The following is an 11,329-nucleotide window of genomic DNA, read 5'->3' on the forward strand; positions in this document are numbered from 1 at the left end:
CGCGTGAACGCTAGGTGTTCCAGATTTCGCCCGGTTGCCCGATTGTTTCGGGGATGTAACAGGTCTGCCGAGGAGTGTGGCGCCGGTCACTCCGGGCTCTCGCCTACGCTTGCGGCCGTGCCACCGTCGTCCGCCCGCCAGCCCGTCGCCCCGTCCTTCGAGACTGCGTCGTGGGGACGCCGCATCCTCGCCCTGCTCGTCGACTGGCTGATCTGCACCCTCGCCGTGATCGCCGTGTTCGGCGTCGACGAGTACACGACCACCGGCTCGGCCGCCTCGTTCATGGTCCTGCCCGTGTACGTCGTCGAGTCGGCCCTGCTCACGTGGCTCGCCGGCGGCTCGATCGGCAAGCTGCTGACCGGGCTGTGCGTCGTACCGGCGGACGGGCGGCTGCGCAAGCTCAACCCGCTCAAGGCCCTCGGTCGCCAGGTGCTGGTCGCGCTGGTCATCCCGCCGCTGGTCTTCCGCGCCGACGGCCGTGGCCTGCACGACCTCTTTGCGGGCACCTCGACGGTCACCTTCGCGACCCTGCGCACCCTGCTGAAGTAGCCCTGCTCCGGGCGCTGAGTGCCGCGGCGATCTGGTCGAAGAAGTCGTCAGGCCGCAGGCGAAGCCCGAGCAGCGGCAGCCTGAGCACCCGGTCGCCGTCGAGGACGAGGGCGTTCTGCCGGAGCGCGTCGCCCACGACGTTCTCGGCCCAGGTGTGGTGGATGCCGTCGATCTCGACGACGAGACCGAAGTCCGGCCAGTAGAGATCGAGGTAGTAGCGACCTCGCCGGTCCCTCCTCAGCACCTGCCGGTCAGGCCGGGGCAGGCCTCGTCGGGTGAGCTCCGCTGCGATGTCGAGCTCGCCGAGGGAGCGCGCGCCGTCGAGCAGGTCGTTCACCACGGCACCCAGGAAGGATCGCCTCTTGTCGCGCCGGACGCGCAGCACCTCGGTCCCGAGCTGGTCCGGAGTCGCGAGGCCCTGTTGCACGGTGAGCGTGAGCAGGTACGCCGCCTGCTTGTCCGTGCGGGCCCACAGTGCCGCGCGGACCGCGGCGACGGCCGGCCGCGTGCGCGGGATCCCGCTCGGCGCCCGGTCGTCCTCCTGCCAGCGACGCGTCTGCCGGATGTCATAGGCGGCGGTACGGCGCGCTCGCGCTCCCCGCGGCACGGACACCCGGATCCGGTCGAGCTCGAACCGTCTCAAGCCCGAAGCAACCAACGATGCAGCGCCGTCCAGCTGAGCCCGGGGACCCGCCTGGAGGACAGCGGCCCACAGGTGTCCCTCGGTCGACAGGGGCCCGGTGCGGACGGCAACCGTCTGGTCGCCGATCCGCTGCCATCGCTCGGCGCGCAGGTGGGCGCCGACCTCCCAACGCGTGACGCCGAGCCCGTAGAGCTGGCGGCGAGACACGACGCCACCCTGACGTCTCGCGAGGTCGGTGACGGCGTTGGTGCGCGGGTCGTCGACGGTGGTGACGTGTCGGCGGTGGTGTCGTACGGGTGTGGTCATGGGGCGAGGGTGGACGCGCCGACCCCGGTTGTGCAGGCGCGCCTTTGCTGCCTGTGGATCAACCTGCTCCCGACGGGCCTTGTGGACAGCTGACGGACGACACCGAGGGACGCGAGACGTCATACCGATCGTGGGCGATCGCCCACGATCGGTATGACCTCCGGCCGACGAGGACCGCGAGGTTGCTCAGTAGCTGGCCAGCCTGGGCTCGGCCTCGATCGCGCGCAGCGCCTGGCCGGTGCCGTTGATGGTGACCGTGCCCGGGATCTGGTGCCACGGCCCGCCGTCGACGCGGTAGCGCCCGGTGTACGTCGTGCCGAGGCTCGGGCGGTAGGTGTCCTTGCGCAGGTAGTTGTGGGTCACCCGGAGGCTCGGGTACGGCGCGCCGGGGTCGCTGGTCGAGAGCCGCTCGCCGTCACCGAAGCTCCAGTGGAAGGTGCTCGGGGTCGCCTCGAGGGTGACCCGGCGGCCGAGGAGGGTGACCGTGCGGGCGATCGGTCGGGTGCTGGTCGTGTAGAAGTTCGTGTCGAAGTTGACCAGGGTCAGGCCGTCGGGCGGCTGGATGACGAGCTCGCCGGCGGGGAGCTTCAGCTCGGCGAAGGCGTTGCGGATGAGGCCGACGGTGAGGACGGGGGTGGTCGGCTCGGCGTACTGCTGGCAGAAGCTGATGCCAGCGGGGGCATTCGACTGATCGATGACCGCCTCTGCCCCGGGGCACGCACCAGAACCAGCTGCGAAACCGGGGTCGGCCGACTTTCCGCCAACGCCGGAGACGTCGGCGCTGCCCTGTTGACCGTTTCGGATGCCTTCCTCGGCAGCTTCCACGACCAGGCTGTTCGAGGTCGTGCTGCCTGTTGTGCTCGGCGATGGCTTTGGCTTGCTGTCAACGGCGTTGGCGGGAGACGCGGCCCACACAACGCCAGCGAGGAGGAAGGCAGCAGTTCGAAGCATGTCAATCGACCTGCATCACGTCGAGCCGCCAACTGTCGTTGGCCGACCAAAAGAGAACCATGACGAAGATGTCGGTGCCTGCAGCGCGCTGGTCAGCCGTGCCGTCGCCGTCATAGATTGTCTGCTCGTCATGTGAAACCTCGGCGCGTATGCGGAAGCCGTACGCCGATTCCGATGCTGTGGTCAGCTCGGACGCCTTCAGGACCCGACTCGAGTTCGTCCCTCCTTCGACGTGGCCGCCCTTCGCGTACTGATCGTGGAGCCTGTCGTTGATGCCCGTGCACGCATCGCAATTGGGGCCCGACACCCGCTTCAGTGCCTTCACATCCCCGGTTGCCTGCGCGTAATTGATCAGGTCCCAGTAGTACGTGATGAACGCCCGTGCCCCGGCCTCGGTCGCCTTCGTCGCGGCGTCCGGGAGCGCAGGCTCGGTCGGCTTCGCCGTGGCGCTGGACGTCGGCGTCTCCGGGTTGCCGGTCGGCGTCGACGTGGAGCCGGGGTCGCCGGGCGATGGGTCGTCGTCGGAGCAGCCCGCCAGCAGGGCGAGGGCGGCCAGGGACGCCGCCAGGGCGGCGCGGAGCGAGCGCATGGGTCCTCCCGAGAAATGACTGCGCCCGGACCGGGGACGCGCAGAGACGCTAACCCGATCCGGGCGAGTGGCGCCACCGGGAGGCGGCGAGCTGTGGAGGACGGCGGGTGTGGGGGCTGCGGGGGTCTCGTGACGGTTGCTGCGCAACCTCCTCGACCACCGGGCCGATCACCGGGCCGACAGCCGGGCCGGTCAGCGGCCGCGGAGGTTCCCGCGCATGCCCTTCATCGACGTCGGCACCGGACCCCGCGGGATCGGGGCCTTGGGGCGCTGGGCGTCCAGGGCGCGCAGGCGCTGGCGGAGCTCGGTGATCTCGGCGGGCTTGACCTGGCGGCCGAGCTTGCGGACGTGCTGGACCAGCTTGGTCAGCGGGACCTGGCCCTCGTCGTTGCCGACCAGCACCTCGTGGACGGGGTACTCGCCGACGACCCGCTCGTGCTTCCTGTGCTCGCTGATGAGCAGCTGCTTGACCCGGCTCGGGTTGCCCTCGGCGACGAGCACGATGCCCGGGGGGCCGACGACGCGGTGGACCATGTCCTGCTGCTTGGTGAAGCCGACGACCTCCTCGACCACCCAGCCGCGACGCAGCATGGTGAGCGCGCGGGCGGCGGCGCCGAGCTGGCCCTCGAGGCGCTTGAAGGCGGCGCGCTGGGCGCGGCGGCCGAAGACCACGATGACCGCGAACAGGCCGATCAGGAAGCTCGCGAGGCCGGCGAGGATCCAGCTGAAGACGGAGTCGTTGTGCGGCAGGACGAGGCGGAAGAGCGCCATGCCCAGGCCGCCGAAGACCAGGAAGGAGCCGAGGAGCCACCAGCGGATCGACGGGTCGACCTCCCGCGTCATGCGGTAGGTCTCGAGGATCTGCCGACGACGGCTCATCGTGGAGGGGTCGAGGGGCGTGTTCGACATGGGGTGCTGCGATCTCCTCGGCTGGGACTTCAGGCGGATGCTTCGGCCCGCGCGTCGCGCGCGGCCATCGCCTGACGATACAGACGACCGGCCCGGTACGACGAACGGACCAGCGGTCCCGAGAGGACTCCGGCGAACCCGATCTCCTCGGCCTCGGCGGCGAGCTCGACGAACTCCTCGGGCTTGACCCACCGCTCCACGGGGTGGTGGCGCGGCGAGGGACGCAGGTACTGGGTGATGGTCACCAGCTCGCAACCCGCCTCGTGCAGGTCGCGCAGGGCCTGGGAGACCTCCTCGCGGGTCTCGCCCATGCCCAGGATCAGGTTGGACTTCGTGACCAGCCCGAACGCCCGGGCCTGGGTCAGCACGTCGAGGGAGCGGTCGTAGCGGAACGCCGGACGGATCCGCTTGAAGATCCGCGGCACCGTCTCCACGTTGTGGGCCAGCACCTCGGGCCGCGACTCGAACACCTCGGCCAGCAGCTCGGGACGGCCGTTGAAGTCGGGGATCAGGTTCTCCACCCCGGTGCCCGGGTTGAGCTCGTGGATCGCGCGGACGGTCTCGGCGTACAGCCACGCGCCGCCGTCAGCGAGGTCGTCGCGGGCGACGCCGGTGATGGTGGCGTACTTCAGCTCCATCGCCTGGACCGACTCCGCGACCCGGCGGGGCTCGTCGCGGTCCAGCGGCTGGGGCTTGCCGGTGTCGATCTGGCAGAAGTCGCAGCGGCGGGTGCACTGGTCACCGCCGATGAGGAAGGTGGCCTCGCGGTCCTCCCAGCACTCGAAGATGTTGGGGCAGCCGGCCTCCTGGCAGACCGTGTGCAGGCCCTCGGACTTCACCAGCTTCTGCAGCGCGGTGTACTCCGGGCCCATCTTCGCGCGGGTCTTGATCCACGAGGGCTTCCGCTCGATCGGGGTCTCCGCGTTGCGGACTTCGAGGCGGAGAAGCTTGCGTCCCTCGGGCGTTGCAGTCACCCGGCCAGCCTACTCCTGGCCCCATGCGCCCCCGGCATCGCGAGCCGACTGGTGAGTAGCCGCTGCTAGGGCACGTCGCGGCGGCCGAAGGACACGAACGATGCGACGCCGCCGACCAGCAGGAACGAGCCCAGGTAGAGCGAGGCGTCACCGAAGGTGACCACCTCCTCGCAGTCGTAGTAGCCGTCGTACCCGTCGACCTCGCTGCCCTCGTCGGAGCAGGCGTCCTCGGACCAGTAGGTGGTCCCGTTGTCGATCAGCGCGAGCAGGTTGACGGCCGGGTTCCACCGCTCGCTGATGCCGACGGCGGCGAGCAGCAGGCTGCCGGCGACCGACGCGCCCAGCAGGATCCCGATCGTCGCGACCGTGCTGCGGAAGAGCATCGTCAGCACGAACCCGAGGAGCGCGGAGGCGGCGGCGACACCGGCCGACCGCCAGCCCATCTGGAAGGCGTGGAGCAGGTCGCCGTCGGCGAGGGTGTCGCGGGAGCCGGCGACGAGGCCGAGGACGGCCCAGTACGCCGTCATCACGACTGCCGCCACGAGCAGCGCCCCGCCCGTCGCGACCAGGGCCTTCGCCGTCCAGACGCGGGTCCGGCGCGGCTCGAAGAGGAGCTGGTTGCTGACCGAGCCGCTGTTCCAGTCGTGACCGGTGAAGGTCGTGCCGGCGAGCAGGAGCAGGATGGCGAGGACCGAGGCGACGGCGACACCCGAGTTGCTCTCCTCGTCACGGAGCCGGAGCGTGTCGTAGTAGCCGTACTCGTCGGCGTACTCGTCGGCGTCGGGGATCTGCGCGGCGCACGCGGCCGCAGCGTCCTCCCCGGTGGCCTCGATGCCCCAGTCGGTGGGGTTCTCGGTGCAGTAGTCGAGCTCGGACTGCCGGCTCATCTCCGCATCGCGCTCCAGCTGGGCGATGTCGGCGTCGGAGGGCGGCTGCGTGTTGAGGATGGTCACCACGCCGATGAAGGCCGGTACGGCGACGCAGGCCGCCATCAGCAGCTGGACGGCACGACGACGGAGGTAACGGCGTACCTCGACGAGGAGGAGCCGGACGTAGGCGTTCACTGGGCACCGCCCAGCTGCTCGGAGCGGGTGAGCTCGAGGAACACCGTCTCGAGGTCGGGCCGGAGCGGGGTCAGCTCGCTCAGCCAGATGCCGGCCTCACCGAGCACCTGGGTGATCCGCGCCGGGTCGGCCGCGTCCACCCGCAGGGCGTCGCCGTCGACCGTGGCGGCGAGCTCGGCCCGCGCCAGTGCCTCCGCCGCGCGGGCCGGGTCCGCGACGACCACCCGGTGCACCGTGCTGGTGCCGAGGAGGTCGTCGACCCGCCCGGAGGCGAGCAATCGGCCGTTGCCGATGATCGTGGCCGAGGTGCACACCTGCTGGACTTCGGCGAGGATGTGCGAGCTGAGCAGGACGGTCACACCGGCCTCACCGAGGCCGCGGATGGTCTCGCGGATCTCGCGGATGCCGGCCGGGTCGAGGCCGTTGGTCGGCTCGTCGAGGATCAGCAGCGCGGGGTCCTTGAGCAGCGTGGCGGCGATGGCGATGCGCTGCTTCATGCCGAGGGAGTACGACTTGTACTTCTCCTTCTCGCGCCCGGAGAGCTGCACGGTCTCGATCGCCTGGTCGACGCGCGCCTTCGGCGCACCGATGGAGCCGGCGAGCAGCTCGAGGTTGAGCCGGCCGCTGAAGTTGGGGGAGAACTTCGGCGACTCGACGACCGCGCCGACCCGGCCGATGACGTGGGGGAGCCGCTGCGGCACCGGCTCGCCGAAGAGCCGCATCGTGCCGCGCGTCGGGCGGACCAGCCCGAGCAGCATCCGGATCGTCGTGGTCTTGCCCGAGCCGTTGGGCCCGAGGAAGCCGTGGACACCCCCGCCGGCGGGGACCGCCAGGTCGAGGTTCTGTACGGCGACGCGCACGCCGCGCCGCACGGAGCGGAACTCCTTGCGCAGCCCGCTGGTCTCGATCACGAGATCGCTCATCCTGCCTCCCACTGGCACCCACCGGCCCCACAGCCGATGAATACCGAGTATGGGGTCAGCGAGCGGGGTAGGTGAGGACCGCCACGCCGACGGGCGCGTCGGGCTCCGTTCGTGACGCTGCCGGCACCTTGGCGGGGTCGGGCCGCGGCTCGTAGTCGGGCGTGGCGTCGTACGCGCGCCAGGAGAGGTAGTCGGCGAGGTGGCGCCGGACCGACTCGAGCACCTCGGTGACCGGGACGTCGCGGCCGAGCTCGCGGGTCAGCGAGGTGACCCCGGCGTCGGAGATGCCGCACGGGACGAAGCGGTCGTACCAGCCCATGTCGACGTCGCAGTTGAGCGAGAAGCCGTGCATCGTGACGCCCTTGCTGACCCGGATGCCGATCGCCGCGATCTTGCGCTCGGGGCCGCGCTCGTCGGCCTTCAACCACACGCCGCTGCGCCCGGGCACGCGGGCGGTGGTGACGCCGAAGTCGGCGCAGACCGCGATCAGCGCCTCCTCGACGCGGCGGACGTAGTCGACGACCTTGACGTGGTCGGGCAGCCGGACGATCGGGTAGCCGACCAGCTGGCCAGGGCCGTGGAAGGTGATCTGACCGCCGCGGTCGACGTCGATGACGGGCGCGCCGCCCGGGTCGGCCGGCCGGTCCGCGGGCTTCGTGCGCTTGCCGGCGGTGAAGACCGGCGGGTGCTCGAGCAGCAGCACGGTGTCGGGCAGGGCGCCGTCGACGACCTGCTGGTGCACCTCGCGCTGCAGCTCCCAGGCCGCCATGTACTCGATCGCGTCGGGGCCGAGCCCGGCCTCCCGGAAGTCCAGCGTCACGATCGCCAGCGTACTCCCGGGGCTGTGGATGACCGGACCCACGTCGCGCCGCGAAGGCGCAGGATCGGGGCATGCGGATCCCCGCCCCACGCTCGGCCCCCGCCGCGGTCCTCGTCGGTGCCGCGGTCGTGCTGCTGCTGGCCCTCGCCGTGGTGGTGGTCGCCGTCGTCCACCACCCTCCATCCCGTACGACGAAGGCCGCCCCCACGACGGCCGTCGCGCCCGCCGCCCGCGACATCGGCGTGGTCGATGCCGTGGGGTCGCTGGCCGTCCTCCGCGACTGGGACCGGGCGCGTTCGGCGGCATGGGAGGCGGGAGATCCGGCCGCGCTGCGCGACCTGTACGCCCACGGATCGGCGGCCGGCCGGGCCGACGTGGCGATGCTGCGCCGGTGGACCGCCCGTGGGCTGCGGGTGGAGGGGATGGCCATGCAGGTGCTGGCCGTCGAGCTGCGCCTGCGCACCTCCCGGCGGCTGGTGCTGGTGGTCACCGACCGGCTCGTGGGTGCCGTCGCGGTCGGCCCCGACGGGCGGCGTACCGACCTGCCGCGGGACGGGGCGACCCGGCGGCGGCTGGAGTTCCGGAGGACCGGCGCCGACTGGCGGCTGGCGTCGGCCCTCGAGGTGGAGGCCGGCGCCGCCGACCTCAGCCCGAGAGGCCGGTTCTGAGCACCGCCTCGACGTCGGGGTCGGCGAAGGTGTGGCCCAGGTCGAGCAGCGCCTGCGGTCGCAGGTTGAGGGAGCCGAGCAGTTCGGGCGCCATCGGGCCCGCCGCGACGCGGATGACGGGGGAGGGCACCGCGAAGAAGGCCGGTCGCCGGACCAGTCGGCCGAGGGTCGCCGTGAACTCCTTGTTGGTCGCGGTCGTCGGCGCGCACAGGTTGGCGGGCCCGGAGGCGGTCGGGTGCTCGACGAGGAAGGCGGCGGCCGCGACCCAGTCGCGCAGCGAGATCACCGGGTAGAACTGCTCGCCGCTGCCGATCCGCCCGCCCAGGCCCGCCTTGAACTGCAGGCTCTGCGACTTCAGCGGCTGGCTGGCACGGTCCTGCACGGGCGCCGTCCGCAGCCTGACGACGCGGGCGCCGGCGTCGACGGCGGGCTGTGTCGCGCCCTCCCACTCGCGGGCCACCCGGGTGAGGAAGGCGTGGCCACGGCTGTCGGAGGACTCGGTGAGCGCGGCGGAGCCGTGGTCGCCGTACCAGCTGACGCCGGAGGCGTTGACCAGCGCCGGCGGCGTCGGCGCGGCCGCGATCGTCTCGGCGAGGAGGCGGGTGGTCGTCACCCGGCTGGCGAGGACGTCGCGCTCCCACTTCTTCGAGTGCGGGTTGCCGACCAGGGGTGCACCGGCGAGGTTGACCACGACGTCGGCTCCCTGCACGACGGCGGTGTCGACCTTCCCGCCCTGCGGGTCCCAGGGCGACTCCCCGGAGCGCGCCGGGCGGCGCACGAGCGGCGTGACGGTGTGGCCGCGCTCGCGCAGCTCGGTCACGAGGTGGCGACCCAGGAAGCCGGACGAGCCGGCGACGACGACGGACAGGCGAGGGGAGGAGGTCACGTCGAAAGCCTGCCACCCGGGCGATGACGTGGCAGCCTGTGCCACGCACAAGCCCTGGAGGGAGATCCATGCGCCACGCCCCTTGCCGATCCCGTCGTACGGCTGTCCTGGCGACCGTCGCCGTGCTCGCCCTCGCCGGGTGCGGCTCCGACGACGGCGGCGAGCCGAAGCAGGGCTCGCGGCCGGTCGGCGGCAGCTCCACGGCCTCCGACCCGACCGCGGACGTGGCACCCGACGCCGACCTGCCCCTGACCGGTGACGTCGAGCTCCTCGACGAGGGGAGCGCACCGCGGCGGGTCGTGCTGCTGCAGGTCGAGGAGGGGCACACCGAGACCACCACGATCGAGATGACGGCGACGACCACCACCGCCGGGCAGGAGCTCACGCTGCCGATGACGGTGCCCTTCACGACGACCGTGTCGGCCGTGAGCGACACCGCCATCGAGGCCGAGGTCGTCTACGGCAAGCCCACCGTCGAGCCGGGCGACCTGCCGGCCGACGCGGTCGCGCAGGCGCAGGCCTCGGTCGAGCTCCTCGACGGCACGACGGCCACGGTCTCCTACGCCCCGAACGGGACCGTGCTGGCCAGCGAGGTCGAGGTCTCGCCGGACGCGCCCGACCTCGTCTCGCGGCTCCTCGACAACATCTCGTCGCTCGGCTACGCCAGCCTCGCCGCCTTCCCCGACGAGGAGGTCGGCGTGGGTGCGCGTTGGAGGGCCACCACGACCTTCACGGTCGGCGGCGTCGAGCAGTCGATGGTGTCGACCTACCGCCTCACCGCGTTGAGCGACGACGGCTACGAGCTCGCGATGACCGGCAGGTCGACCACCACGCCGGGCGACACGGTCGGCGGCAAGGTGCTCGAGGGCTCCGGCACGGCGCGAGGGACCCTGGTCGGGCGCACCGGGCTGGTCTCGCCGCTCACCTCGCAGGGCAGCGGCCGTGGCAGCACCGTCGTCGAGGTCGGCGGCCAGCGGGTGGAGACGTCGTACCGGACGACGTCGCGGCTCACGACCCGCTGAGCGTCCGTCGTACGACGAAGGCCCCTGCCGGAGCGGCAGGGGCCTTCGTGCGTCGTACGGGGATCAGACCTCGAACTGGCCGGACTCCAGGCGCTTCTTCAGGTCACGCAGGAAGCGGCCGGCGTCGGCGCCGTCGACCACGCGGTGGTCGTAGGTCAGCGCGAGGTAGACCATGTGGCGCACGGCGATGGTCTCGCCGAGGTCCTCGTCGTCGATCACCACGGGACGCTTGACCACGGCACCGGGGCCGAGGATGGCGACCTGCGGCTGGTTGATGATCGGGGTGTCCCACAGGGCGCCGAAGCTGCCCAGGTTGGTGATCGTGAAGGTGCCGCCGGAGAGCTCGTCGGGACCGATCTTGTTGGTCCGGGTCCGCTCGGCGACGTCGGCGATCTTCTTGGCGATGCCGGAGATCGACAGGTCGCCGGCGTCCTTGACGACCGGCGTGAGCAGGCCCTTCTCGGTGTCGACGGCGAAGGCGACGTTCTCGCGGTCGTTGTAGGTGATCTCGCCGGCCTCGAGGTCGAGGGTGGCGTTGAGCACCGGGTGCTGCTTGAGGGTGTCGATCGCCGCCTTGGTGAAGAACGGCAGGTACGACAGCTTGACGCCCTCGCGCGCCAGGAAGGCGTCCTTCACCGACTCGCGCAGGCGGGCGATGTTGGTGACGTCGACCTCGACCACCTGGGTGAGCTGGGCCGAGATGTGCAGCGACTCGGTCATCCGCTCGGCGATGATCTTGCGCAGTCGCGAGATCTTGACCGTCTGGCCGCGCAGCGGCGACGGCGAGGCGCTCGGCGCAGCCGCGGCGGGAGCGGCGGGCGCAGCAGCAGCCGGTGCGGCGGCGGCCGGGGCGGCCGACTTGGCGGCGGCCGCCGCGTCGAGGACGTCCTGCTTGCGGATGCGGCCGCCGACGCCGGAGCCCTTGACCTGGCCCAGGTCGACGCCGTGCTGGGCGGCGAGCTTGCGGACCAGCGGGGTGACGTAGCCGGGGCCGTCCTCGGCGACCGACGCGGCCGCGGCCTGGG

Annotated in this window: 13 protein-coding genes; 3 read left to right on the forward strand and 10 right to left on the reverse strand. The window is 71.8% G+C overall.

What is annotated here, in order from left to right:
• Positions 1-117 precede the first annotated feature (117 nt).
• Entirely contained in the window at positions 118-549 is a 432-nt protein-coding gene (locus AC2YHB_RS10930; protein ID WP_036544814.1) for an RDD family protein, read from the forward strand.
• Here AC2YHB_RS10930 and AC2YHB_RS10935 read toward each other — a convergent pair.
• The 8 genes from AC2YHB_RS10935 to lipB form a co-directional block, all read right to left on the reverse strand.
• Positions 515-1,498 (reverse strand): hypothetical protein, encoded by a 984-nt coding sequence (locus AC2YHB_RS10935; RefSeq protein ID WP_179651816.1) that lies wholly within the window; start codon positions 1,496-1,498, stop codon positions 515-517. The two genes, AC2YHB_RS10930 and AC2YHB_RS10935, sit on opposite strands and share 35 nt — an antisense overlap.
• Before the next feature lie 186 nt (positions 1,499-1,684).
• Positions 1,685-2,323, reverse strand: a complete 639-nt coding sequence (locus tag AC2YHB_RS10940; protein WP_179651814.1) for a PKD domain-containing protein — start codon at positions 2,321-2,323, stop codon at positions 1,685-1,687.
• Between the two features lie 127 nt (positions 2,324-2,450).
• Positions 2,451-3,038 carry a DUF6318 family protein gene (locus tag AC2YHB_RS10945; RefSeq protein ID WP_179651812.1) on the reverse strand — a complete coding sequence of 196 codons (588 nt, stop codon included), beginning with the start codon at positions 3,036-3,038 and terminating at the stop codon, positions 2,451-2,453.
• A 192-nt stretch (positions 3,039-3,230) separates the two neighbouring features.
• On the reverse strand, positions 3,231-3,947 hold the full coding sequence (locus AC2YHB_RS10950) for a DUF4191 domain-containing protein (RefSeq protein WP_051932189.1): 717 nt from the start codon (positions 3,945-3,947) through the stop codon (positions 3,231-3,233).
• Between the two features lie 29 nt (positions 3,948-3,976).
• Positions 3,977-4,921, reverse strand: a complete 945-nt coding sequence (lipA, locus tag AC2YHB_RS10955; protein WP_179651810.1) for a lipoyl synthase — start codon at positions 4,919-4,921, stop codon at positions 3,977-3,979.
• A 65-nt stretch (positions 4,922-4,986) separates the two neighbouring features.
• Entirely contained in the window at positions 4,987-5,985 is a 999-nt protein-coding gene (locus tag AC2YHB_RS10960; RefSeq protein WP_179651808.1) for a hypothetical protein, read from the reverse strand.
• A complete protein-coding gene (locus AC2YHB_RS10965; RefSeq protein ID WP_179651806.1) occupies positions 5,982-6,908 on the reverse strand; it encodes an ABC transporter ATP-binding protein in 927 nt (308 codons plus the stop codon). Before AC2YHB_RS10965 ends, AC2YHB_RS10960 begins: the two co-directional genes overlap by 4 nt.
• Positions 6,909-6,963: 55 nt before the next feature.
• Positions 6,964-7,728 (reverse strand): lipoyl(octanoyl) transferase LipB, encoded by a 765-nt coding sequence (gene lipB, locus AC2YHB_RS10970; protein WP_444547292.1) that lies wholly within the window; start codon positions 7,726-7,728, stop codon positions 6,964-6,966.
• Positions 7,729-7,799: 71 nt separating this feature from the next.
• On the opposite strand from lipB, the gene AC2YHB_RS10975 reads away from it, so the two are divergent.
• On the forward strand, positions 7,800-8,396 hold the full coding sequence (locus tag AC2YHB_RS10975; protein ID WP_179651804.1) for a hypothetical protein: 597 nt from the start codon (positions 7,800-7,802) through the stop codon (positions 8,394-8,396).
• Here the strand turns inward: AC2YHB_RS10975 and AC2YHB_RS10980 are convergent.
• Positions 8,374-9,282 (reverse strand): TIGR01777 family oxidoreductase, encoded by a 909-nt coding sequence (locus tag AC2YHB_RS10980; RefSeq protein WP_179651802.1) that lies wholly within the window; start codon positions 9,280-9,282, stop codon positions 8,374-8,376. The two genes, AC2YHB_RS10975 and AC2YHB_RS10980, sit on opposite strands and share 23 nt — an antisense overlap.
• Before the next feature lie 68 nt (positions 9,283-9,350).
• Between AC2YHB_RS10980 and AC2YHB_RS10985 the strand changes: the two genes are divergently transcribed.
• Positions 9,351-10,304 carry a hypothetical protein gene (locus AC2YHB_RS10985; RefSeq protein WP_179651800.1) on the forward strand — a complete coding sequence of 318 codons (954 nt, stop codon included), beginning with the start codon at positions 9,351-9,353 and terminating at the stop codon, positions 10,302-10,304.
• A gap of 63 nt (positions 10,305-10,367) precedes the next feature.
• On the opposite strand, the gene sucB is transcribed toward AC2YHB_RS10985, so the two are convergent.
• Positions 10,368-11,329: 2-oxoglutarate dehydrogenase, E2 component, dihydrolipoamide succinyltransferase (gene sucB / locus AC2YHB_RS10990; RefSeq protein ID WP_487353888.1), on the reverse strand; the 962-nt coding region annotated here is incomplete at its 5' end.

It is taken from the genome of Nocardioides sp. SRI_004 (assembly GCF_057586415.1).